We start from the raw sequence: 24825 nt of genomic DNA on the forward strand, positions 1-24825 counted from the left end.
CCAAAGCTGCAAGGCGCTTAAAGCTTGTGAATGGCTCGGAAATCGGCTCACTTACTACTTCTAGCTTTTTGCACCAGTAGTAGAACGTAGCTCGATTAATCCCACGGTTTGCAGCAAACACAGACTTCTTTAAACCAGAGCTAAGCCATTCCCGGTAAAGCTCCTGGTAAAACGCTTTATCTCTTCTTTCCATTCCGCAAGACTACAAAATCCCTCGCCTACAGAAAATATGGGGTTCGTCGAACGGATACTATTGATGGATGTTATCGACGACAGATTCAATGAGACTTCAACCATTGTTTCATCCCTTGGCACGTCTCAGCATGGTATGACATCATTGGGGAAGGAACTATTGCAGACGCTATATTGGACAGACTGGTAAACTCCTCACATCGAATAGATCTCAAAGGAGAATCTTTAAGGAAGGGAGTCTTGAAAAATGAATAAAAATTAACCTACTTTAAGCGATCTTTCAAAGTGGCACGGTTTGACCGAAATGACTGGCATGGTCAGACCGAAATATCCACCATTCTAGTAGTTTTTCAAAATCCTAATGAAATATGGATCAATGATGATTCTGGGAATAGATATAGTTACACAATTATTTTAATAAATGAAGATTTAAAAATAGTAGGAATTACAACGTATAAAAAAGCATAAGATTGAATTAAGCCTTTTCTATTCCAGCTTGAATCCATTCTTTAAAATTTTATATTCTAAAATAGTTCGACCATTATCCTCAATCAAACTAAAAAACTGGCCATTTCCTGCCATCATGTAATATCCGACAGGCTGTTCAAATTCTTTCTTGATATTAGACTTCAAATCATATACCATCATCATGGCAGTGTTTTGATACTTGTTCTTAATATTGTCAGTAAAGAGTTTGTAAGTGAGGTATAGTTTATCGTCGAATATGTCTAAATCAGTAAATTTGTCACTAAATGGTAAATCAGGAGCTGAATGGATTTCATTGGAATAAAAAACAGGGTTTCTCGAAAAGTGTATTTCGAAGGTGTCTCAAATTTTGTCTCTTTTTGTAAATTTCCTGAAAAATCAAAAAACCTAATTTTTGATTCATCAATTTTTACAAAAGCTAATTGATCATGGAATATTTTACTTGCACCAAAAGGAGGATTTAAACCATCAACTCTTTCATTGATTATCAAATCAAAAGTGCCTGTTTTCAAGTTGCCTTTGTAAAATGATAATTCTGATTTTTCTTTTTTAAGTTCATGCAAACTAAGTAGGAATTCATCTTCAGAAATAAAATGGAAGTGAGAAAATTCTGACGGTGATTTTGGAAATTTGAAAGCTATGGTTTTTTCTTCTAATGTGTGAATATTCAATATGGTAATATGATCATGGAATAAAAGGTATAAATTTTCCTTATATGCTGATGCAGTTTTTGAATATTCAATTACAGTATATGGGTTAATTAGTTTTCCGTATTCTTTTTTTTCTAATAGTTCACCTTCAAGATTCATGATATAGACCTCAGATTTAATTGGGTAATAAATAACAATTCTGTCCCTTATCTTAAAATAGGAAGGTGAAAATGCAGTTATTTTTCTAGAGCTTTCGTTTATCGTTTTTTGTGTTGAAGAAAAATCAATCTTTAACTCTTCAAGAGGTACTGTACTATTACTTTGGCAAGACAGGTAAGCAATACAAAAGGTAAGAAGGATGATCTTTGATTTTACTTTCATGATAGTTTGGATTTAGACCTTATTTATAAAAATATAAGTTTTCTATTCTAAATGTTTTATATAAACCAGTGCTATCCCATAAGGTTAGTTGAGGATCGATTGTTTTGATTTTTAAATTTGTTTGAATTTTTTTTAGATTTTTGAATGCACGCTTATATAGACTGGTTTTTTGGTTTTTTTTTGATGTTGTTTTGCAGTTATAACAGATGTAGCCATACAATTTGAACATATATCAATATCAACTAATAAAAATCTGCTCTCGGTGGCTATTCCAAAAGCATCCTTAAATCCATCAATTCCTCGCAATTCTTTTTCCTTATTATAGCAAGAGTAACTGAATAAACAGATTAATACTAAAATTGATATACTATTTTTTTTTCAAAATCAAAGATGTCATAAGTAATGTAGTCTTCTGATAAATTTTTATAGTAGCTATTTATTTTGGGTAGATATAGTCCTTTTTTTCCAACAAAGGCAGAGTAATTGGAATAGGTGGAGCCTGGAAAGACTATTTCATTTAGCAGTTCAAAGTCTTTATTGAGAACAAGTACTGAAAAATTGTTTTTTCTGGAAGAAATTGACTCAGAATCTTCATTTTCATCGAAAAACCTTCCTATCAAAACAAATCTATAGTATAATTTCTTATAAGGATCGTAGATTAATCTTCCATAGGAACTTTCACTAACAATATACTTTGTGTAATTTTCTACAGGTGTGTTTTTAGGGATTTCTTTAAAACCTTCGAAAAATTTACTTTTTGCAACTTTTGTTGAAAGAAGATTGAAATCCATATCATGAATATATAAGGAATCAAGAAGAGGGTAACTACTAATAATAAATTCATTCTTGACATATTCTCTAAGCAAGGTAATATGGTGATTTGTTGTATATCTGTTGTGATATGATTTGGGGTACTTTAATGTATTGTTTATTATTATTTCATTATTCAACAAATCGGCAACCAGATATATCTTAGTGTTTGGATCAATTCCGTTTCCATGACTTGAACTCTTTAGCGATCCGATAGCTGCATAAAGTTTATTCTCATGATATATAGTCGGAGATGAAGGCACGGATGGATGATTCAGCGCCAAAGGATGATTTGAATCTTCAGGGATTGGGAGAAGGTATTTTTTTTGGATTTCACCATTTTTATCTAATAGTAAAGTCCCATTCAAAGTCATTTGGGGAAAAATAAAAATCGAATCTTCATTGTGATAATAAAACCCTTGAGGAGTAAATCTCCCGAACTTCTCATCATCATTTAAAAAAATCCGAGAAATTAATTCACCATTTTCCACCTTATAAAAATCTAAAGTGTTTGCAATTTTATTGAGATTTACAAGTTCTTCGCCATCGTCAGAATTGATAGATTGAATAAAATTGAACTCAAAATTTGAAATTGAATCTAAAGGTATAGTCAGGCTTGATGTTAAGTATTCTTCTACATTATTTACATTATCCTTTTGACCTTTTTCATTGCATGATACATTATACATGGAAAATAGAAAAATTACACCATGCCAAATATCTATTTTTATGAACCTCATAGAATTTAAAGTTTTGGTCATCAAAAACATTCAATTTGTTGAAAAAAGACCCGCTTAGAGAATTACAGATCAAAAAGCGGGTCAATACATTTCTATGGCGTATTTGAATAGCCACCAGAGCAATTACCAGCAGCGCCTTGACATGCCCCAAAATCTGTTATAGAGGAAAATACAATTGTAAATCCATCGCAAACCAAAACAGAAGCATCTGAGCCAGACTGACTGCCTTCAAAAAGAACACACTCATAATCTGTACCTTGCGCCGTGATGCTGAGTGGGGCAAAAAAACCTACCAACATCAATAAACCAAACATTAACTTTGCTAAATTTTTCATTTAATTTGTAAGTTAAGCTCCAAAAATACTTCAAGCAGGTTAGAAATAGGTAAATGAAAAACTATTTACTCGGCCGATGAATAAATTTTCAAACTAAATATACCCCCCCAAATTTTATTTGCAAGCTTAGTTTTAGATTTTTTTGAAATATTTAAAGTAAGTGTCTGATTTTCAATGAAACTTTTTCATACATGTCATTTAAATAACCATAACGATCGAAAAGATAAGAAAAAAAAGAAAGGAGTGCCTAGCGACCCCGCCGGCACTCCTTTAAAGAAATAAACTATACCAAATTAAATTAGATACCTATTCGTATGGGGAGCATTATCTTCTCGCCATACGGTCTGGATTGCCATCCGGATCGTTATTCACAAATCCTGACCAGCGCAGCGTTCCATTGTTTGCTAACAAAATGCCCGCTACGTGCGGCGTAGCCATAGACGTTCCATTGATAGCACGGTAGCCACTATTAATCCACGTGGAGTTAATCTGCACCCCAGGAGCGGAGATGATAATAGGAGGATTCCCGAAGTTGGAGAACGACGCAAAGTTATTGTTGATGTCGAAAGCCGAAACCGTGTACAAGCGTGTTCCTGTGGCACGCGCCGGAGAAACATTGTTTGCATTTTGCGCTTCATTACCCGCAGCGATAGCAACGAAAACACCTTGGTTCGCTAGGTTACGCACCGCATTATCGCTGGCTAAAGAAGCGGGTCCTCCTAAGCTGAGATTGGCCACATCATTCGCTAAAGCATTCTGCGCTGTATAATCGATTCCCGCGATGATCACAGAGTTAGCAGATCCCCCTGTAGCTCCGAAAACACGAATTGGAACGACTGTTGCACCTGCCGCAACACCGATTACACCGAAATTATTATTGATGGCAGCGATCGTCCCGGCACGTGGGTGCCATGACCATTTTGATCAGTCGCGGAAGTGACGCCCGGTACAAAAGAACGCGCAAACTGCGTATTAACATTTAAGTCAGGATGGTTTAACTGAATACCCGAGTCGATCACCCAAGCCCAGCGGTTTAATCCTGCTGCATTCACTGCACCACCGATTCGCGTGATGCCCCACGGGGTTACCTGACCTGTCTGCATAGGTGCAGCGATGTCAAAGTAACTTGGCATGCCTACTGAATAGGAAAGTTCTATTTCGAAATCTTCCTCGATAAAGTCTACGCGCTCATCGGCACGTAACTCAGCAAGTTGCGCTTCATCCAGCTGAGCAGAAAAGCCGACTAAAGCAGCGCCATACACGTCCAACACCTGCTCCTCACGAAGTCGGAAGGCTTGCTGCACCTCTTCTTTCATGTCCTTACGGAAACTTTCATAAAGCGCCTCGCGCCCATCACGAACATCAGGGTTTTTGCGGGATTGGTACATGTCAACAGTCTGCATGGTATTCGATTTGAGCACCACCACGTACTGGTTCGGGATAATTTTTTTATTCGGGTCTGCCTCTACTAGCGCCGTCTCACTTAGTGAATCCTCCGGGTAAAGAGATTCTGTACAGCTAAAACCAATAAAAGCTAAAAAGGCCAAGCCTATGGCTGGTTTAGATAAATGTTTCAAACACATTCGTAAGATGATTTAAGTTGAAATAAAATTTTGTACATGGGCTTTTTGCAAAAAGGTTCTCTAAGTAATAAAAATTTAAAACCGATTCCAAACGAATTATTCGCTTAAAAATGAAATTAAAGCCTTAATTAAGGACTAAAAACAGAATAATGCAGATAAAAAGCATTTATTAGCCCATAAAAGGCAAAATATTTTTTCGATTTTTTTTCTTCTCTCTAGCTACAGCAGCGCGTTTTTACCCAGAAAACACCAGACTTTCTGCCTAAAATCCTTGGATGGAAGTAATTTAGTTTATGAACCAAAAATTATTTTGATACGAACACATAGTATATTTTGCAAAAATACCCTTTACCCAAGTAAAATTTGGCACTAAAACATACTTGGTTTACCGTAGTAGCAAGGATTTTAACCTCATGCTGCCTTGCCGGAACCGCGCCCCTTCGCGATTACCACATAGAGTGTAGGTACGAAAACCAGGGTCAGTAAAGTCGCTGCGAGCATGCCGCCAAAGACTGTCCAGCCGATCGTCTGCCGAGCCAAGGCACCTGCACCTGTCGCAAAAGCCAAAGGTAAAACTCCAAAAATAAAGGCCAGAGACGTCATCACTATAGGGCGGAAACGCAGTTGGAAGGCGGTCAATACAGCGCGAAGTGTCCCCTCCCCTTTTTCCTCGAGCGCCTTCGCGTACTCCACGATCAAGATGGCATTTTTGGCCGTCAGGCCGACTAGCGTGAGCAGGCCTATCTGCGCGTACACATTATTATCCAAGGAAGGGAAAAGTAACAAGGTCAAAATGGCGCCAAAAGCCCCCACAGGCAAGACAAATAACACAGTGAAGGGAAGGCTCCAGCTTTCATATAAGGCGGTCAAACAGAGGAACACCATCAAAATGGATAAGGTAAAGATAAAAAAGGTAGCCGATCCGGCCGCCACCTCTTCCCGGCTGATACCTGAAAAACTGTAGCTATATCCAGCCGGAAGTAGCGCTGCCGCCCGCCGCTCCAGGGCCGCTATGGCATCTCCCGAGCTTTTTCCGGGGGCACTTTCTCCATTAATGGCTGCCGAGCGGAAAAGATTAAAATGCGTGATCAAGGGCGCCTGCTCGATGCGCTCCACCTCGAACAAGCTGCTCAGCGGCACCCTGCTCCCATCGGGGCTTTGGACAAAAAGTCGCCGCAAATCTTCCTCAGAGCGACGAAAAGCGCTGTCCGCCTGTACGATTACCCGGAAATTCCTATTGTATAAAATGAAGTCGTTCACATACAAACTCCCCGAATAGACCTGCAAGGCCTCATACACTTGCCCGATGCTGAGGCCCAAACCAGCTGTTTTTTCTCGGTCTAAGTTGTAGCGCAGCGCCGGTGTGGAAGCACTGAAAAAGGAAAAAGCATTGCCGATGGCCTCATCCTCTCGAAGTTCCGCCAGAAAAGCCTGCAGGTTATTTTCAAAGTCCTTCACACTGCCCGTGGCATCTAAGGCCTGCAAGTTAAAGGTAAAGCCGGCCGTACTCCCTAAACCCGGAATAGCGGCGGGCGCGATGATGACCACATTGGCCTCCGGCAAAAGGGTCGCCAGCTCTCGCTCCATGCGCGCTTTCACCGTGAAGGCTCCCTGCCCCTTACCGGTTCGCTTATCCCAGGGTTGCAGCTGCGTAAATACCGTTCCCGCACTGGTTTTGGTGGCAAAGTTGACCGCGTTTAGACCGGTTACACCTGAATAATGCAGCACTTCCTCCTGCTCATCGAGGTACTCCATGAGTTTTTGAATAGCGGTCAAAGTGCGGCGCGTGGAGGCACCCTCAGGAAGTTCGAAGGTAATGAAGAGGCGGCCTTCGTCTTCGGTAGGAATAAATCCAGTGCTTTTCAGGGAGAACATACCGACTGTGGCTAAGGCCAAAAGCACTAAAACACCGAGGGCGATCGGAGTACGCCGCAGTCCACGTCGCATGCCGGACTGAAAAAGCCCTTGAAAGCGATCAAAGCCCCTGTTGAAGGCAGTAAAAAACCCAGCAAGAACAGATTTTTCCTCTTTTTTTATAGGTTTTAAGAGCATAACACATAGGGCAGGAGTAAGGGAAAGTGCCACGAAACCACTGATCAAGCCCGATACGGCGATGGCCATGGCAAACTGTAGGTACAAGCGTCCCACAATTCCCGGGATAAAGCCTACTGGGATAAAAACGGCTGCAACGATAAGCGACATGGCGATGACCGGGCCTGATATTTGGCCCATGGCCTCCTCCACCGCCTCCTTTACGCTACGCTTTCCTGACTCCAGCAGGGCTAAACTGGCCTCTACCACGACGATGGCATCATCTACCACGATACCGATGGCCAGCACAAAGCCAAATAGCGTGAGGGTATTTATCGTGAAACCCAGAGGCAAAAATACAGCGAAGGTTCCGATGATGGATACAGGAATAATCAGCAGCGGAATCAGCGTCGCACGCCAGTTCTGCAGAAATAAGAAAACGACGACGGAGACGAGGCTAGCGCCAAAAAGAGGGTTTTCACTACCTCATTAATGGAGGCTCGCACCACCGACGCCGACTCGAAGGGAATCACATACTCCAAATCGGGTGGAAAGCGCTCCTTCAGACGCTCCATGGTCTCTCGGATGCCCGCTTCTGTGTCCAACAAATTACTGTCCGGGGTCTGGTACACCAACAAATAGGCTGCGGGGAGGCCGTCAGTAAAGTTGTTGGTCGCATAATCAAAGCGCCCAAGCTGCACGCGGGCCACATCTTTTAGGAAGACCAGCGCCTGAGAATCTGCACTGCGCTTGACGATAACCCGCTCAAATTCTTCGACTTCTTGCAAGCGACCATTTGTAAATACTGTATATTCGAAGGCCTGTGCATCTGCTTGTGGAGGAGCGCCCACTCGTCCGGCTGCCACCTGAATGTTTTGTTCCCGCAGAGCGCCGAGCACCTCATCCACGCCCACGCCTATGGCCGCCATTTTTTCAGGATCCAGCCAGATGCGCATGCTAAAATCCTCTGCTCGAGCGAAAATGTCCCCCACTCCCGGCACACGGAGGAGCTCCTCTTTTACATAAATATTGATGTAATTATTGATAAAGTCGATGCCGTGTGACCCCTCTGGCGAAAACAGCGAGACAATGAGGAGGATGCTTGGGTTTCGCTTTTTGGTGGTAACCCCCAGACGACGGACCTCTTCCGGGAGTAGCGCCTCGGCCACAGCGACGCGATTTTGGACCTCTACGGCGGCGATATCCACATCTGTACCCACTTCGAAGGTCACATTCAGCGTCACCCGTCCATCGCTACTGGCCGTACTTTCGATGTAGGCCATGCCCGGCGTTCCGTTGATTTCCGTTTCGAGGGGCGTGATCACTGTTTGCTCGATGGTCTCTGCATCCGCCCCGTGTAGGTAGCCGTCACTTGCACCACGGGTGGCGTAATGGAAGGATACTGCGCCACAGGCAGGCGTAAAATAGCCAATACACCGAAAAGGGTGATGAAAAGTGAAAAAACGATAGCCGTTTTTGGGCGACGAATGAAGTACGTTGCGATCATGCTGCCTCCTCCTCTTTTATACGCACTGGATCACCGGAACGAAGCTTTTGCACGCCGCTGACGACGACTTTTTGACCTTCGGTCAATCCCTCCTCGATGATCATGTAGCCCTCCGCCTGAAATGAGCGTTTGATTTTTTGTTCCCGCACGGTTCTATCTTCCTGAAGGACAAAGACCGAGAACTCTCCCATCTGTTCCTTTACGGCGGTGAGTGGAATGCGCAGCTGACTTCGTTCCTCGAATTCAGGCACTTGGACCTTCAGGGGTAGTCCTGGTTTCAGGCGATACTCAGGATTGGGCACGAGCAGGCGAACGCGGATGGTCCCGGTACGTTCATCCACAGCCCGGTCTATGGTGCTGATGCGTCCTTTTTCCGGGTAGTTCTGATCTCCAAGCCGAAGCAGGCCTATGGCTTCCCCTGCTTCCTTCCACTGCATCATCAGTGGCAGAAGGGCTGCATCGGGATAAATATCCACGCCTATGGGATCATCCGATGATAGGCGTGTGAGTAGGGTTTCCCCCGGGCGTACGAGGGTTCCCAGGCGCACCTCACTAAAGCCCACTGTTCCCGTAAAGGGGGCCCGTATATTGGCATAGGCCCGGTCGGTTTGCGCGGTGCGCAAAGCTGCCGTAGCCGCCTCCACCTCGAGTTCAGCCTGCCGAAGTGCGATGCGGGCATCGTCATAAAGCTGGGTCGCGATGGCTTCCGCCTCTTTTAGCTCTTCGTAGCGTTTAAAATCTTTTTGAACGCGGTTTAATGTCTCTTTGGCGATGGCCAGATTGGCCTCCGCCACTGCTTCTCCGGCCTGATACCTGCTTTGATCGATTTCGAAGAGGCGGTCTCCTTTGCGCACACGCGCACCGTCTTCCACAAAAATGGCCGTGATGTAGCCTGCCACGTCTCCGCGAATTTCGATTTCCTCCAGCGCCCGCACCGTGCCGGAAAAGGGGTAGGTACGTCGCAGCGAGGTCTGTTCCACAGGGGCTACTTCCACTAGCGTGGGACTAGATTCCACCGGTGGTTCCGAGCAAGAAAAACTGACGCTCAGGCCGATAAAAAGGAGGCAAAGAAGAGAAAAACGTGGATTCATAGGTTCAAAAAGCGGTTTAGGTCCAAGGTGCCGCGAGCATGGCGCAACTCCCATTCGGCGGTTTTAAAGCGGTAAAAGGCATTTAGGGCGGTGATACGGGCGGTGGCCAAATCGGTTTCTGCCTGTATGACCTCTAGGAAATTCACGATGCCCTGCTCGTACTGCAGCTGGATCGTTTCGAAAACCTCCTGAGCGAGGGATTCGATTTTACGCTGGGTCTCTAACTGCTTATAAGCGCTTAGATAATTAGCGCTAGCCTGCCCCTCCTCGGCTAGGAGTCTAATTCCAGCTGCCGGAGTGCTTCATTCTGTTGATCCGCCGCAAATCGCGCCTGTCGAATGCGTAGATTTCTTTCGTTTCCGGTAAACAGCGGTAGGCTAAAGCGAAAGCCTGTAAGTGAATTGGGAAAGGCTTGATTAAAGAGTTCTGGGCCGTTAGGCGTCTGAAATAGCAGGTTGTAATTGAGAAAAGCTGAGATTTCGGGAAGAAATTGTCTCTTAGCGAAGGCCAAATTCACCCGCTGCTGCTCTAAACTTGCTTGGTAAAAGCGGTATTCGGGGCGGTCTCGCCAGTTGAAGCGCTCCGCAGCAAGCTCGGGTTCGAGCAGGGTATTGGGGGGATCGGCTTGGAGGGTAAACTTCTGCTCAGGATCTAAACCTACACGACTGATTAAAAGATCTTTAGCTGCCTTTTCTTGTTGTTCTGCTTCAAATAGCGCCGCTTCAGTTTGTAAAAGTGCGATTTCCGCACGCTTGATGTCGGTACGATCGCGTAAACCTGCTCGAACGAGTGCCTCTGCATCTCGTAATTGGCGTTTTTGTCGGGTAAGGTCCTCCTGACGGAGCAAAATTTCTTCTTGCGCCTCCAAGGCCAAATAGAAGGCACGCGCAATTTCTTTTTGCTGGTTCGCGAGGAGGGTTTCCAGCTGGGCACGCTGGGCATTTTCGACAGCGCTTTGCTGCTGCTTGGCCTGGATGAGGCGGTTATTCAATAGCGGCTGTTCGAGAAAGGCATTTACCGTGGAATTAAAGGGTACGCCCGTTTCTACCTCCTGAAACTGACCTGACTCGGGATTATTAAAGTCTGGAAAGATAGCTACAGGTTGCTGGAAGAAGCGAAAATAATCGGCTTCTACGCCAACACGGGGCCACCAGCCGGCGAGCGCTACCTGCTGCTCGGTCAGCTGAATCTTTTCTTCTAAGCGTGCCATGCGCAGCTGAGGAAGCTGGGTACTCGCATGCGTAAAGAGAGCCTCTAAGTCATACGTTTCCTGAGCAACAACCGATAACGTGGTGGCCAAATAGCAACTACAGCAGACGAAATATAAAAATAGTGCACGAAAAAGCCTCATAAATACACTGAAATTAAATGTTTAAACATCAAAAATCGGGATTTGTTTCCCAACCTGTGTTTAAATAGGGTGAGAAATGTGTGTAGTGGCGACGTCGTAAGCGTTTCTTGTCGTTTCCTCTCCTACTTTTCCCGATCGGAGGGCTTACCTTGCAGCTTTAATTATTTTCAACTTTACTACTTTTTTTATGTACGTTTCTTTTTCACGCATGTTTATCTTGGGTTTCAGTATGCTTGTCCTCACCTGCTGTACGGAGGTGGAAACTCCTGTCTTTTTAGAGGCGCCAGCGATTACAGCTCCCGATCTTCCACCTACTGAGCTGCGGCCGGAATTGCGCCCAGGTCCTATCGATAACCCTCTGTTGGAGACTTTTGGCATTACAGCCATCCATTCCATTCAAAAGTCAGCAGGTGGCTGGCTTGTGGTATTCCAAGTTTCCGATGCATTTCACGATCGTTTTGATTGGGATCATACCAACACTATTCGCGTCCAAATCCGTGAAGAAATGCTGGCTGTTGAAGGCCTAGTGGACGCTCAGTTATGTCTGACCTCCGGTCAAATTACATCTTCTAATGAAAATGTCCTACAAGAGCTCGGGGATGGCTCGGTGCAGGAAGTTGCTCAGCTGCTAGAGCTTATTTTCCTCCACTTGGTGGATTCGGAGCAGAGCAGTCGTTTTGGATACATTCCAATTGACCAGGCGGTGTAAAATGGAACAGTTCTTCGCGTATTCTTCCTTAATAATTAGGTTCCCCAACTAAAATAGGATCAAGCATGCGTATTATGTGAATCATTCTTCCTACTTTTGGGAAAATTGAACCATAAATACGCATGCACGCTCCATTGTTACCCGATTTCCTGCGGCACATACGCCGACAGCTCTATCTTCTATTTGATGCCAGTGGGCATCTACTAGACAGTAATTGCACGTTTTTCTTCGAGCCCGCAAGTAAAAAAACGAGTGTAAAATCCCTTTTTGGCTCGTCAATTTTTGATAGCTTTCAGATATTTTTATCAGAGCGAGAGAATGCTTTCACGCCTTTTGAATTAGCAACAAATTGTCAGTTGCCTTTCTCTACCTCCGTAGAGAGGCTTACTTGGGAAATCAGCCCTTTTGCTTGTGAAGTACATGAAAAGGAGTACTGGTTGTGGAGTGCCGCTCTGCCAGAAGCATTTTTAGCACACTGTTCTGAAAAAGGCAGCGATCTTATCGAAGGAGAAGAGGCATCCCTTCAGCAGTCATCTGTACCCTATAGTTTTTGGAAGGAAACGATTTTAGAGAGTACTTCTGAAAGTTTTTGGGCACTTGACTGCGATTTTCGCCTTTTGTATGCGAATCAGGCCTATTTGGAGCGTTTTGAGCGTCTTACAGGAATGCATTTTAATGTGGGAGATCGCGTCATCGACACAGAAAGCCAAGCTCCCGGTCAATTATATTATCGATCTTTGTATGAGCGTGCCTTAAAAGGTGAGACGGTGAAGACCATCGAACACTTTCCACATGCACATGGTATTTCCTACATAGACCACCAGTTAAAACCTATTTTTCAGGAGGGAAAAGTTGTTGGAGTGACAGGGTTTGCAGCAGATTTTACTCAACTGAAAAACTTTGAGCGGGAGCTCGAGCAGCTTAATCAAACCTTCATGTATGTGAAGACACCCATCATGCTGCTAAATGCTGAAATGGATGGTTTTTTACGTGTCAATCCGCATGCTTCTACGCTTTTTCAGGTTCAGGAAGGAACTTGTTTTCAGCAGTTTGCCCAACAATTCACCGATGACCGAGCTCTCCTAAAGCTTCGCGATCGTCTTCGAACAGGACAGTCGGCCTCCGGCTATGTCGTACTCGAAACACGAGGGGATCAACGCTTTATGGATGTATCCATCCAGCGCTTACAGCATGAAGAAGAGGTTTGGTTTGTCTGGTTTATACGCGATATCACAGATGCCCGGCAGCAGCTCGAACAGCTTAGCCGACAAAATGATCTTTTACATGATTTGGCTTGGTTCCATGCGCATCGACTGCGCGAGCCCTCACGAAAATCCTCGCTTTGTTAGATGTTTTGGATGGGATGGGTTTCTCCCCGCGGTTAGAAGACATTCAAATCGTACCCGCACTTCGTGAGAATACGCTATTTATCGACCAACACTTGCAGGAAAGTGTGCATTTACTCCGCAACCAAGAAGGCATGCAAGCAAATGAGCAGTCTCTTTATTCTGAAACTATACCTTCTTTAGCGAAAAAAGTACGCTAACAGGTTTCCCCTCACGTACTGGCTCTCGAAGCGCAGTTATTTGCCAAGAAGTGGCTGCAAAAAGGTTTGTCCACGCTTCGAAGGTTAACATTTCAAAGGCATGTCCCTGCTGAAATTTTCCAGGCAGTCCTTTCCAGGCATCAGGCAGACAGTGTACAGCATAGGGTTTTTCCTGCTGCAGTATCGCAAACGGATGCAGCGTTTGGATGAGAACCCTGCTATCGGGCGGACTAAAGGAGTGGATGGCTTTTAGCAGGCTTCCTGTCCCCCTATGGTACAAGCTAAAGTTAAAAAGAAAGGTACTGGGTAGGTTCCTTGGTCCCAAAAGCTCTTCCCAGGTCTCAAGCCCCCTGGCCAAAAGCTTCTCCTCAAGTTGCGCGTAATCGAGATGAAAAAAATGTTGCTGCTTACTTTTTTTATTCGCTTCATCCACGAGTGCCTTCGTACCATCTAAGCCAAAGCAAGTAAATCCTTTTGCGCGGAGCGCATGACTGAGCCAACCTTCGCCGCATCCGATGTCCAGCAGCACCTTTCCCGCGGCCTGTTCGGATACAAAATCGAGTATGGCTGGATTCGTCACCTGACGGGATGCGATGCCTTCAGACGCGATTAATTTCAGCCAATCCTCGGCATGTCTTTCCCATGCGGCTAAAATAGGTTTATCTTCCATAATTTATTTTTTAAAAAAAGGGAGCCCGATTCATGAGCTCCCTGGGGTGATGCGACCGCTTAAATGGGTGGGTTCGCTGGTGTGTTTGCATTGTTATTGCGCTCGCGCAAAGGGAAGGGATAGAAGTTACGATTTCGCTCATCGGTAAACACCCGTGATCCCTGTGGCTCTGGTCGGTTAAAGCGACGGCTGTCTTCCAAGCTTACGCCCGTAAAAAAGAGCTCTGCACGTCTGTTGATAAAGACCTCGTCCAATAAAGCGCTGGCCGTCATCGGTCCGCTGTAGGGCGCTAAGCCGGCATTAAGGCCGAACGGATCATTCGTTTTGGTACGCACTTGGTTGAGTGCTTCCACAGCAGCATTAAGGTCCGGGCTCGCCTTGCGGATATGCGCCTCAGCCAGTAATGAGCGCCATTTCTCCTGGGAGATAGACGGGGATCGGGCTATTATCATTTTCAAAGAAACCTCTCAAGCCTTCTATAGGAAAGCCGTTGATGTTAATATCCTCCGATGGTGCTAAATAAAAGGCGCGGCGTCCGTCATTTGCCTCAGGACGTAAGCCTTCTGGCAAGCCAAAATGGTCGATAGGCCGGAAGTTTGGTACATTATTCTGGATAACGCGTGCCCAAATGGGGTTTTGGTTCAGCTGATCATAAGTAAAGACAGAAGTACGCTGAGGGCTTACCTGTGCAGCGGCCTGAATGGCTCCTTCATAGTTACCATTAAATAGGCGGAAGCGTGCTAAATAGGCATTTGCAATGTCTTGAAGGTTTAAATTGCCCTGCAAAATAGCCGCCACTTCAGGCGAAGGGTCTCCCTGAAGATCTGCTAACGCTGCCTCTAAGAGGCGAATCGCCTCGGCATAGGCCTCCCCGCGAGAGACAAAGCTGGCTTCGTTTTGCCGATTGGTCTGGATGACTACCTCAGCATAGTTTTGCGCCAGCGCCCCGATGGCCATGGCACGAAAGATATTGGCGTATGCCCGTAGATTGTTCCGCGTACTGGCCAGTAATTCCACCTCATCCACGGCAGCGACGATGTCTTCACAGGCACCCATCACCCGCAGCATCGAAGCCCACAGTCCTTCTACGTTCGTGTTAAAGTCTGTTAGGGCATCTCCCCCATCTTCTAACTCAATCATATTGATGAAAGTGGTGGTAATGGCAGCTTCTCGTGCGGTAACCGCATTATTTTCTACCATAAAGCGCACACCGGAAGTGGCATACAGCACGCGAACGCCCACAGCTAAGTTGAGTAAACCATCACGGGAACTCAGCACCTGTGCATCTGTAGGTGCATTGGGATTGGTAAAGTCTGTTTGACATGCTGGTAGCACTGTCATCCAAACCGCTACAACCAGCCCCCAAAAGGAAATTTTAGTATGTATTTTCATGCGACTCATCTCATTTAAAAGCTTAGATTGACACCTAACTGAATCGTACGTGGAATCGGCACGGCACCGAAATCAAAACCACGCACCCCATTACTTTGACCTGGCGTGTTCACTTCTGGATCCCAACCGCTATAAGAGTCAAAGGAAATCAAGTTTCTACCTACCAGATTAAAGCGAACGTTTTGAATAGCACCGGATTTAGGTCGGTAGTTATAACCGATAGCGAGTTCCCGTAGCTTCACGAAGGAGCCATCTTCTACGAACTCCTCAAAAATCCCTGCCTGAACGCCTCCAGTGCCTTTCGGTATCTCTCCGAGGAGCTCACGACCAGCGTTTTCACCACCACCGAAAATAGCATTATCCAAAAGACGTCTATTCCAGTTAAACACATCGAATCCCCAAACAGCATCAAACTGCACGCGGAAAGTGAAATTCTTATAGCTGAAATCATTAATCACCGAGCCGAACCAATCCGGATTGGGGTCTCCAATGACACGTACATTCGTTCCATCTGGGTTTACACCTCTTCGCGGCAGGCCGTTAGCATCTAGACGAATATTTCCTGCATCGTCACGATCATAAAAACCTTGGAAAAACACCCCGATCGGCTGTCCTTCGATAACCGCCGAGGTTCCAAAGCTGCCTGGCAATATAATTCTATCGCCCACCACTTGGGTCACCTCATTTCGATTCGTCGTGAAGGTGGTGGTAACATCCCAGTTGAAATCTCGATTACGCATCACATTAGCACGTACCAAAAGCTCGATTCCTCGGTTTTCCATCTTGCCTACATTTTCGAAGCGTGTAGCAAATCCCGTCGAAGTAGCCACTTCTCGCTGTAAAAGCAAGTCCGTAATCTGCTGGTTAAACACCGTAAATTCGAAGCCCAAACGATCTCCGAAAAAGGAGGCATCGATTCCATACTCGAACTCATTCATGATTTCAGGCGCTAAGGCATCATTACCCAGTAGCGTAGAAGGAACTACAGCACTCAAACCACCGATCGCCAAAGGATTATAATTCAAGAAACGGTCGAAGGCACCAATCGCCGTCAGGTTCCCCGCCTGCCCATAAGAGGCACGGAGTTTAAAATTAGAAATCCTGCTGCCAAAGGTCTCCTTAAAAAAGTTTTCCTCCGAAAGATTATAGGAGACCGAGCCCTTTCCGTACGACTGAATTTTTTCCTCAGGCCCGAAAACAGATGCTCCATCATAACGCAAGGCACCCGTCACGAAAAGCTTTTCTTTTATCCCAAAAGTCTGCTGCACGAAGGCCCCATAATAGGAAACATCCGAACGGACATCTATCGCACTGATGATCGTCCCGCCCACTGCCGTTCGAACGGTCGGAGCTAAACGATCGGAGGTAATACCGATGCGCTCGAAATTGTCTTGCTGCCAGGTTCCTCCAGCAATCGTAGTGGAACGAATAGCCGGTGTCAGCATGGTTTCATAGCTGATATTCAAATCATTATTAAACTGTGTCACATTCGCGTCTCCTCTTGTGGCCCAGCCTAAGGCATTGGAAGATGTATTGCCCACAGGGATAAAACCGAACGCAGATTGATTGTAATAATCCAAACCCAAAATATAGGTGATGTTCCACTTTTCGGATGGGTTCGCATTCAGGGTGAAATTGGTAATCACCCGATTCGTGCGCTGCCCATAGTCAAATCGCGCGACAGCTTCGGCAGGATTGGTACGGGGAACCAAAAGAGACGTCACCGGGAAAACACCCGATGCATTCGGCCGCGGATTTACCCGGTTATTCGAAAAGAGAAACCCAGTAATCGCACCGTCCACAGCATTAATTCCTCCATTGGGCATATCCTGACTCTCCGAACGCGTATAATTCAGGCCAAAACTGAATTTCAACCAGTCACTTACCGTCTGGTCCACGTTAAGACGTGCGCCGATACGCTCGAAATTCGTATTTTTCACGATTCCACCATTATTCAAATAAGAGACCGAAGCGAAATACGTTGTCTTATCCGAGCCACCACTCACAGAAAGATTGTTTTCCGTCCCGCCCGCTCTTCTAAAAATCTCATCCTGCAGGTTAAAGCGCTCCACAGGGAAAGTTTCTAAATTATTTCTATCTCCAGGATTCACCCAATCGAAAGGCACCTCATTAAAGGGAATTTGCTTACGCAATTCATTTACACGTACAGCAGTGGAAAAACTAAAACGCGGCTTGCCCACTTTTCCACGTTTGGTGTAAATCTGCACCACCCCGTTACTGGCGCGCGAACCATATATGGCCGCCGCTGCAGCCCCTTTCAGCACCTCGATGCGTTCGATGTCCGCCGGATTGATGTCCACCAAACGGTTTTGGGCAGCGCCCCCGATGTCGACCAGCTCATTACTATTGTTATTAACCAAGACACCGTCGATGATGTAAAGCGGATCTGAGCTCCCGGTAATCGTGCTGGTTCCACGCAGACGTACCGAAATACCACCTGCAGGATCTCCTGAATTTTGCTGCACAAGTGCCCCTGCGATTTTTCCCTGCAGGGCCTGATCGACCGCGATCCCCCCCGTTTCGGCTAAATCCCGCGAACTGACGGTCGAAACCGCATTCCCTAGCTGCCGCCGTGAAGTCGCCGCTGAAGCTCCCGTGATGATGACCTCATCTAAGTTCATCACGTCCGTCGTCAACTCAAAATCAAAGGTAAAGGCACTTTGATTCCCAAGTGTGACCACCTGGTTCTGGCTGCTATAGCCAATCGCGCGTACGACCAGCGTAAACGACTCTTGGCCCAGCGTGGTAGAGAGCGCATAGCGCCCATCTAAGTCGGTAACAGCACCTATGGATGTCCCCTGAATAGAGATAGTAGCCCCGATGAGCTCCTCCCCCGTCCGTGCATCAGACACCTTTCCGCTGATCGTCACTGCATTCTGTGCCTGCAAGGTTCCCATGAAACAGCAGACCAAGAGCAGAAAGCTGAACAACAGCCCGCCTTTCGGTGGGGCGTACAAGTAAACTTTTCTCATAACTGATCTTTAAGAGATAAATGGATTAAGGTTAATCAATTGGATGTTTAGTTATTGTTAATTTTAATTCAACGGTTTGAAGTTATATTAATTTTTAATAAAAGAAAAAGGATACGCCAATTATTTCGGCAAACTCTAGTATAAAGGAGCAAAAAAAGAAGCGCCTCCCCACAAAATAGGAGAAGCGCTATTTTACCAAATATTCTTTTCTTTACAGGACACTACTTGATGGTTAAACTTCCGGAACTAACCTTCCCGCGCACCGACACCCCGGCAGCATGAGAAAGCTCCAGACGTTTGCCATTTGCGCGCTCCTGACCCACGCGCAAATTACCCGAACTCACCTGTAAATCATAATCATAAGCCGTCAGTGCATCGACTTGAAGTGAGGCCAGCCCAGACGAAACCTGTAGCTCCGCGCCTCCCGGCGCAAAGGTGATTTCCTTTCCATTTAACACACCTGAGCTTACTTTTAAGGCTTTTAAAGCACCCATATTGTGCAAGTTAACCACACCGCTACTCACCGCCACCTCACTTTCACCCGCAATATCCTTTAACTGAAGTGCGCCGCTGCCCACCTTGGCTTGTAGACGCCCCTGAACACCACGAAGCTGTGCCGCACCACTTCCCACCTGCAGTTCTACGTCTGCCTCGATATCCTCGAACTTCACAGCACCCGAAGAACAGGAAATTTCCAAGCGATCGGCCGTCAGCACTTCTCCGCTAAGCGTACCACTCGAAACTGATAGCTCGATACGCTCATGACTCAGGTCGCGCACATCGAAAGAACCGCTCCCAATTTTGGCCTCTAAGCGGAGGTATTCTGGGCCCTCTATACGCACCACCTTATCCGGACGGTCTAGACCACCCCAACCGAAAACGGTGAAGCTGCCCAACTTAAAATCTATGTACAACACACCGTCTTTCAGCTCCGTCGTCCACTGTCCTTCGGCTTCTTCTGGGTAGACTAAGGTGCCGGAAAGGGTCACATCTGTCTTTCCTGGAACGCCTGATAAATAAAGGCGCCATAGGCCAGATTTGCCTGGATCGCACGTACATCCGCAAAACTTTCATCGATTTCTTGCTCTTGAAAGCTGGTGGCCATTTCATTTAGGAGCTCATCGCAACTCATCGCGAATAGCAGGAAGGGAAGGAAAAGGAGAATGCTTTTTTTCATGGTGTGAAAGGGTTACGGTGTAGAGATTAATTCATGTCTTCCGTTAGCTGAAGAACATTTAAGGTTTCGTAGGCCATTTTAATATTGTACTCATAGGCGATGCTTCGATAGTTGACCAAATCCACGATCGTACCGATGAAGCACAGCCCCAAAGTGAAAAAGTACAGGATGCCCAGGAGGATACTTTGTGTGGCCAAGCGATGTAGCCCCGCGAATCCCGCAAAACCCAACAGGCAAAGCACCAAAATAATATCACTCCCACGCCGTTTCGTGCGATAGACCTGCGCGAAAAGTTGCGCCTTCTCATCCGACATTCCTTGCATCAGGCCCTGCACGTAGCCTAATTCCATACCCTCCAGTTCTGGGAGGTGTCTCAATACATTCGCCATAATTAGTTAAATTTTAAGTAAAATCGAATCAGTGTAACGAAGCGAAATACGATCGCTACGTAGGCAAAGCCTGCCAGCGGATGCATGGCCCAGGAGGCCGCTACTTCCCCCCTTGCCAGCAGATGCATGCTTCGACCCAAGCCGCAGCCCGGACAGAAATCCAGTCCGGTAAGGGCCAGCGGACATAGGCTGGTATGCGCCTCCCCACTGGGGTCTATACAGGCGATACCGATTAGGGCCAAAACCCAGAAACCGATTTCCCCAAATGCCGGATGCCAACGCTTGCGTATTTTCTCCATGCCAATCTACTTTCTAAAAAAATGCCAAAACAAAAAACGCCCATTTCAGGGCGTAGAAGAGGTTTTACAGAAATAAAAGTGTCCGAAATCGTACGATTTTACAAAAAACGGACAGTTTTAGTGTACGGGAACAGGCAGCCGTAGGGCCACTTCTTGACCGAGGCGTTTGCGGCTCTGCCGCAAAAAATCCTGCCGAAGCCCTGCATATCCACTGTAAGTGCGCCCCTCACGAATGAAATTTAACTGAAGCGCCGCCTTGTAAGCAGCAGGGGGCAGTTGGCCCGTCTGTGGAAGTCCGACCGCATCTGCCGCCGCATCCCCCATGAAAAAACGCAAGAGCTGCTGACTGATCGCAAGCAAGGTGGGATCTTGAAACTGGGTTTTGTAATAGCCCTGCAGCGCATCCATCAGGGTTTTTCCCGCTGCAGAGGGCCGTAGGTTACGCCGCCTAATCTGTTTTTCCAGCCAAAAAGCCGCTTTCGGGTCTTCGGGCCAGTAGGTTTCCACATCCAGCCCCAGGTAGTAGCCGATTAACTTCCAGTAATGCAGGAGGGCACGGTACGTTTTGTCCCCTGGAAACTCATTCACCTTTGCCATCCCCCGCATGACGATCAGCGAAAATGCCAGGTTCGTCCCGATCAGATCCTCCTGATTGATGGGCGTGCCCCATTCGGCCTGCCAGTCGCAGGCATAGCGCCGAATGAAATAACGACTAAAGGCGTGGATGAGGCGCACGCGCCAAAGCGTCAGCAGCACTTCTTCATCTTCTAAAAAACTCCCTGGCTTAAAGCTGTTTAATACGAAAAGGGCCGTTTCTGTAAGACGAGTGCCGATATCCTCGGTGATGCGCTTAGACCGAACCAGCACCTGCGCACCGTCGGCGAAGGCATAACAGTAGGGCAAGGAATAGAGCCCCAACAAACTCAAGTACCAGGCATGTTGCCGATAAAAAAACGCTTGCGCCTCGCGCACTGCAGCCTCCTGCACGGGAAATGGACGCGCACAAAACGCTGCATGCAGGGCACACAGCGGCTCAGGCCAGTGCGCCGGCGGGCTTTTCCACCAGGAGGTGGCGGCATTTATTTCCTCGATACAGGCCGGCTGAGCCAGCAGGGCTTCTACGGCGGCATCCGCTAATGGATCCCCTTTTTGGCGGGCATCCTGCAGGCGCGCATCGGTATAATTTTTGTACATACTCACGAAAATATAACCCAAAGCAGTACCTTTGTTCATGACCCTTACATCTGATATGAAAAAAACACTTTTGGTCTGCAGCGCATTTTTAATGGGCTTCTGTGCGCTGGCTCAAGAAAACATTTACACGCTTCCCCTAAAAAGCTCGGGGAAAAAGGTGCGCATAGCACTGGAAGAGCAGCGGCAGCTTACATCGCGGGCCTCTAAAGACAGCGAACCTTTATTTATAAATAAAACACAGATTGTTTTTTCAGCCGAGGACGAAAGCGGTCAGGCGGACCTCATCCTCTATTCCCTCGATAAAAACAAGTTTACAAACATCAGCATGACCAAGGACCGGCAGGAGGCGCTTCCCAAGATGACCGACTGCGGCTTCTATGTGAGCAGTCTGACGCAGGACGAAGAAGGCCTGCAGCGCCTCTACCTTTACCCGACTAATTTGGCTGAGCCGGAACTGCTCTATGACGACCTGCACCCGCTGCTGGATTACTGTTGGTACGATAACCATGCCGTGCTAAGCTTAGGGGGTGAGCAGCCGCGTACGCTGTATGCACGTTCGCGTGAAAATCCGATTTTGCTGGCCACTAAGGCCCTTTCCCATTTGGCCTACCGGCCAAAGTCCACGCACATCAGTTACCTGGAGGGGGATCAACTTTTTGTATTGGAGATAGTCGAAAATGCTATTCCAGCGCTTTATACACGCATGCCGGAAGGCACTACTGCCTACCGCTGGCTGAGTCCGAAGTTGCTTTTAGCCGCCAATGCAGAGGGCTCTACTACCGCCATGAAAAGGATGCCGACTGGACGCTACTCAGCAGGTAGATGCCTTAGGCGTCTCGGAAATTACAGGATTTCATGTACAGGAAAAAGCAGGCCTTTTAGCATTCAGTGGAAAGGAGTAAGGGGAATGTAAGAACAATCTTCATTAACTTCATTTGCATCTAGTTTTTTAATCCCTCCAAGCTAGGCATCCTTAAACAAGATCGAATAATTTGGCGAGCATTATGTCCAAAACGCTTTATCGAGCCCATTTGACGCTGGTGATTACGTTCTATCCTTCTAATACACGATATTTTCAATTATCGTCTTTTACAGCGATATTTAAACAATGAAAGTAGTAATAACAGGAGACGTAGTTGGATCCAGACGATTGGTTAATCAAGAAAAGTGGTTAGTACCAATGAAGAGGCTGTTATCCACATGGGGAAGTAGCCCACAAGATTGGAAATTAGTTAGGGGGAATTTTTACTACGAGCCAGACATACCTTTTAGCTATTGGTTTGCAAACGTTACCATTTGGATTTACGCTGTCGCCCTCTTGTTTATTACTGTAGTTTCAGGCGTACTGATACGCGAAATGCTATCAGGCTGGTCGAAAGCGTTACATAAGGCTAGTGAAGCGTCTTTACAAAGCGCAGGTAAATACATTGGCATACTGGAACGAATTTTTGTCTTTACTTTTGTGGTAACGGATAATTGGGAGGGTAATGGCTTTTTATTGGCTGCAAAATCTGTGTTTAGATTTGGTGATCTTAAAGAGTCAAAGGAAAGAGAGCTAACCGAATATATTTTAATTGGAACTTTACTAAGTTTTGGAATTGCTACAGCTGTTGGCATGCTTGTACTTAACACCAAGTAACCTTTTGCTACACGGGCTTAATTTTTTACCAGAAGATGCTTCGCACAGTTTAAAATAAAGCATGTATGCAATAGGCTTTAGCCCCCCACCACATACTCATAGGAGGCCTGAATACCTAAGGGGATTCCTAAAGACCAGTAAAGCAATAGAAATAGGGTCCAGACCACTAACAAAACCAATGAATAGGGAAGCATGACCGAAACCAAGGTACCTATCCCAGTTTTTTTCACGTACTTCTGGCAGAAAACCACGATGAGCGGGAAATAAGGCAGTAGCGGCGTGATGATATTCGAAACGGAGTCTCCTACGCGATAGGCGGCCTGCGTCAAGTCTGGCGAGATGCCCGTCTGCATGAGCATCGGCACGAAAATGGGTGCTAACAGGCCCCATTTGGCGCTAGCCGAACCTACAATTAAATTCACAAAGGCGGTTAAAAAAACGATCCCCACGATGGTCACCTGTCCGGGGAGGCGTAGTGCTTCCAGGCCCTCAGCACCTTTCAGTGCCACGAGAGCGCCGATGCGGGAATCTGTAAAGGCTTTAATAAAGAGTGCGCAGAAAAAGGCCATAACGATGTAATGTGCCATACTTCCCATGGCTTTGCTCATAGAGCCCACCACATCCTTCATGGACGCATATACCCCTGAGCGAAACCCATAAATGACACCTGGGATCCAGAACAACAAGAAAATCAGTGGGACGATGGCGCCCATAAGCGGGGCATTTCCTGCTGTGATTTCACCATTTGGCGCCCGCATGGCGGAATCTTCTGGAAAAACCCAAGCGATTAGGGCTAAAATCCCCAAAAGCATCACGCTAAGTGCCGTCCAGAAGGCTTTGCGCTCGCGCGAAGAGAGGCTGTCCATGGCTGGAATATCCGTTAAATCTGCATCTACTGGCATGTTACGCAGGCGCGGCTCGATGACCCGATCGGTCAAGTACCAGACCACGGCGATGACCACCATGGAGGAGGCGCCTGTAAAAAAGATATTGTTTAGCGGATTAATTTCTATGGTGGCATTCAGCACCTGTGCGGCCTCCTGCGTAAAAGACTGAATCAGTGGATCGATGCTGGAGGGAATAAAATTAGCAGAGAAACCTCCTGAAACTCCGGCGAAAGCTGCAGCGATACCCGCGATGGGATGGCGCCCTGCCGCATAGAAAATGACGCCTCCGAGTGGGATGACCAACACGTAACCGGCATCTGCAGCCGTGTGTGAGACGATGGCTACCAGCACCAGAATCGGGGTCAAGAGCAGCTTAGGCGTAACGCCCAAAACCAGCTTCAAGCCCGCATTTATAAAGCCCGAATGCTCCGCTACACCTACGCCGAGCATGGCGAGCAGGACGACTCCTAAGGGGGCAAAGTTGATGAATACGGCCGTCATGGTGGAAAAGAACAGCGCCAATCGCTCAGCCGTTAGCAGGTTCTGGACTCGGATTTCTGCTCCGCTGCCCGGATCCACGGCCCCGAAATCAAAGGGAGCCAGCAGTGCAGACAAGCCCCAGGTGATGAGCATTAAGAGCAAGAATAAGATGCCCGGATCAGGAAGCTTGTTGCCAGCCTTTTCGATAACATCTAGGAAGCGGTCCAGCAGCCGATTCGTGGAGGGGGTATGCGTTTCTGCCATTCGGTACTTGGTGTAAAGAGTAAAATGCT

General features: G+C 46.7%; 25 protein-coding genes and 2 pseudogenes. 6 read left to right on the forward strand and 21 right to left on the reverse strand.

Annotated elements, in window-relative coordinates:
• Positions 1-193: IS66 family insertion sequence element accessory protein TnpA (gene tnpA, locus A3SI_RS20620; protein WP_009055121.1), on the reverse strand; the 193-nt coding region annotated here is incomplete at its 3' end.
• 51 nt (positions 194-244) lie between these two features.
• Between tnpA and A3SI_RS23550 the strand changes: the two are divergent.
• Positions 245-447: pseudogene (locus A3SI_RS23550) on the forward strand (ATP-binding protein); the annotation flags it as partial.
• Between the two features lie 231 nt (positions 448-678).
• Here A3SI_RS23550 and A3SI_RS18895 read toward each other — a convergent pair.
• The 10 genes and pseudogenes from A3SI_RS18895 to A3SI_RS08590 form a co-directional block, all read right to left on the reverse strand.
• A complete protein-coding gene (locus tag A3SI_RS18895; RefSeq protein WP_156810235.1) occupies positions 679-843 on the reverse strand; it encodes a hypothetical protein in 165 nt (54 codons plus the stop codon).
• 77 nt (positions 844-920) lie between these two features.
• Positions 921-1709, reverse strand: coding sequence for a hypothetical protein (locus tag A3SI_RS08555; protein WP_009055122.1), 789 nt, complete (start codon positions 1707-1709; stop codon positions 921-923).
• Between the two features lie 353 nt (positions 1710-2062).
• Entirely contained in the window at positions 2063-3259 is a 1197-nt protein-coding gene (locus A3SI_RS08565) for a DUF4221 family protein (protein WP_162098437.1), read from the reverse strand.
• Positions 3260-3351: 92 nt separating this feature from the next.
• Complete coding sequence (locus A3SI_RS08570) at positions 3352-3594, reverse strand: hypothetical protein (protein WP_040670513.1); 243 nt, start codon at positions 3592-3594, stop codon at positions 3352-3354.
• A 324-nt stretch (positions 3595-3918) separates the two neighbouring features.
• Entirely contained in the window at positions 3919-4485 is a 567-nt protein-coding gene (locus tag A3SI_RS17350; RefSeq protein WP_083836467.1) for a S8 family serine peptidase, read from the reverse strand.
• Positions 4455-5141, reverse strand: coding sequence for a protease inhibitor I9 family protein (locus A3SI_RS17355; protein WP_162098438.1), 687 nt, complete (start codon positions 5139-5141; stop codon positions 4455-4457). The genes A3SI_RS17350 and A3SI_RS17355 overlap by 31 nt, the downstream gene beginning before the upstream one ends.
• Before the next feature lie 447 nt (positions 5142-5588).
• Positions 5589-8715 (reverse strand): annotated as a pseudogene (locus A3SI_RS08580) (efflux RND transporter permease subunit).
• Positions 8712-9806, reverse strand: a complete 1095-nt coding sequence (locus A3SI_RS08585) for an efflux RND transporter periplasmic adaptor subunit (RefSeq protein WP_009055124.1) — start codon at positions 9804-9806, stop codon at positions 8712-8714. Before A3SI_RS08585 ends, A3SI_RS08580 begins: the two are co-directional and overlap by 4 nt.
• Positions 9803-10090 (reverse strand): TolC family protein, encoded by a 288-nt coding sequence (locus A3SI_RS21585; protein ID WP_083836469.1) that lies wholly within the window; start codon positions 10088-10090, stop codon positions 9803-9805. Before A3SI_RS21585 ends, A3SI_RS08585 begins: the two co-directional genes overlap by 4 nt.
• On the reverse strand, positions 10078-11106 hold the full coding sequence (locus tag A3SI_RS08590; RefSeq protein WP_040670515.1) for a TolC family protein: 1029 nt from the start codon (positions 11104-11106) through the stop codon (positions 10078-10080). Before A3SI_RS08590 ends, A3SI_RS21585 begins: the two co-directional genes overlap by 13 nt.
• A 238-nt stretch (positions 11107-11344) precedes the next feature.
• On the opposite strand from A3SI_RS08590, the gene A3SI_RS08595 reads away from it, so the two are divergent.
• From A3SI_RS08595 to A3SI_RS18195, 3 genes are all read left to right on the forward strand, one after another.
• Positions 11345-11866 (forward strand): hypothetical protein, encoded by a 522-nt coding sequence (locus A3SI_RS08595; protein ID WP_009055127.1) that lies wholly within the window; start codon positions 11345-11347, stop codon positions 11864-11866.
• A gap of 356 nt (positions 11867-12222) precedes the next feature.
• Entirely contained in the window at positions 12223-13215 is a 993-nt protein-coding gene (locus A3SI_RS08600) for a PAS domain-containing protein (RefSeq protein ID WP_009055129.1), read from the forward strand.
• A complete protein-coding gene (locus tag A3SI_RS18195; protein ID WP_156810236.1) occupies positions 13209-13412 on the forward strand; it encodes a hypothetical protein in 204 nt (67 codons plus the stop codon). The genes A3SI_RS08600 and A3SI_RS18195 overlap by 7 nt, the downstream gene beginning before the upstream one ends.
• On the opposite strand, the gene A3SI_RS08605 is transcribed toward A3SI_RS18195, so the two are convergent.
• The 9 genes from A3SI_RS08605 to A3SI_RS08640 all read right to left on the reverse strand — a co-directional run bounded on the left by A3SI_RS08605 (position 13381) and on the right by A3SI_RS08640 (position 21565).
• Positions 13381-14082 carry a class I SAM-dependent methyltransferase gene (locus A3SI_RS08605; protein ID WP_009055131.1) on the reverse strand — a complete coding sequence of 234 codons (702 nt, stop codon included), beginning with the start codon at positions 14080-14082 and terminating at the stop codon, positions 13381-13383. The two genes, A3SI_RS18195 and A3SI_RS08605, sit on opposite strands and share 32 nt — an antisense overlap.
• A 59-nt stretch (positions 14083-14141) precedes the next feature.
• Positions 14142-14534 carry a RagB/SusD family nutrient uptake outer membrane protein gene (locus A3SI_RS17360; RefSeq protein WP_156810237.1) on the reverse strand — a complete coding sequence of 131 codons (393 nt, stop codon included), beginning with the start codon at positions 14532-14534 and terminating at the stop codon, positions 14142-14144.
• On the reverse strand, positions 14476-15474 hold the full coding sequence (locus A3SI_RS08610; protein WP_050977456.1) for a RagB/SusD family nutrient uptake outer membrane protein: 999 nt from the start codon (positions 15472-15474) through the stop codon (positions 14476-14478). The genes A3SI_RS17360 and A3SI_RS08610 overlap by 59 nt, the downstream gene beginning before the upstream one ends.
• 14 nt (positions 15475-15488) lie before the next feature.
• Positions 15489-18467, reverse strand: a complete 2979-nt coding sequence (locus tag A3SI_RS08615) for a SusC/RagA family TonB-linked outer membrane protein (RefSeq protein ID WP_009055132.1) — start codon at positions 18465-18467, stop codon at positions 15489-15491.
• Between the two features lie 221 nt (positions 18468-18688).
• Positions 18689-19456 carry a DUF4097 family beta strand repeat-containing protein gene (locus A3SI_RS08620; protein WP_009055133.1) on the reverse strand — a complete coding sequence of 256 codons (768 nt, stop codon included), beginning with the start codon at positions 19454-19456 and terminating at the stop codon, positions 18689-18691.
• Positions 19453-19644, reverse strand: coding sequence for a hypothetical protein (locus A3SI_RS08625; RefSeq protein ID WP_009055134.1), 192 nt, complete (start codon positions 19642-19644; stop codon positions 19453-19455). Before A3SI_RS08625 ends, A3SI_RS08620 begins: the two co-directional genes overlap by 4 nt.
• A gap of 26 nt (positions 19645-19670) precedes the next feature.
• Positions 19671-20033 (reverse strand): TM2 domain-containing protein, encoded by a 363-nt coding sequence (locus A3SI_RS08630; protein WP_009055136.1) that lies wholly within the window; start codon positions 20031-20033, stop codon positions 19671-19673.
• 2 nt (positions 20034-20035) lie between these two features.
• Positions 20036-20332 (reverse strand): DUF2752 domain-containing protein, encoded by a 297-nt coding sequence (locus tag A3SI_RS08635; protein WP_009055137.1) that lies wholly within the window; start codon positions 20330-20332, stop codon positions 20036-20038.
• Positions 20333-20449: 117 nt separating this feature from the next.
• The gene (locus tag A3SI_RS08640; protein WP_009055139.1) at positions 20450-21565 is read right to left on the reverse strand and encodes an oxygenase MpaB family protein; all 1116 of its coding nucleotides are present in this window, start codon (positions 21563-21565) and stop codon (positions 20450-20452) included.
• A 16-nt stretch (positions 21566-21581) separates the two neighbouring features.
• On the opposite strand from A3SI_RS08640, the gene A3SI_RS17365 reads away from it, so the two are divergent.
• Complete coding sequence (locus A3SI_RS17365; protein WP_156810238.1) at positions 21582-22439, forward strand: hypothetical protein; 858 nt, start codon at positions 21582-21584, stop codon at positions 22437-22439.
• A 195-nt stretch (positions 22440-22634) separates the two neighbouring features.
• Positions 22635-23165, forward strand: a complete 531-nt coding sequence (locus tag A3SI_RS17370; protein WP_050977458.1) for a hypothetical protein — start codon at positions 22635-22637, stop codon at positions 23163-23165.
• Between the two features lie 77 nt (positions 23166-23242).
• Here A3SI_RS17370 and A3SI_RS08655 read toward each other — a convergent pair whose 3' ends face one another.
• Entirely contained in the window at positions 23243-24796 is a 1554-nt protein-coding gene (locus tag A3SI_RS08655) for an AbgT family transporter (RefSeq protein WP_009055145.1), read from the reverse strand.
• Between the last annotated feature and the right edge of the window lie 29 nt (positions 24797-24825).

The sequence above is a fragment of the Nitritalea halalkaliphila LW7 genome (assembly GCF_000265075.1).
Lineage (GTDB): Bacteria > Bacteroidota > Bacteroidia > Cytophagales > Cyclobacteriaceae > Nitritalea > Nitritalea halalkaliphila.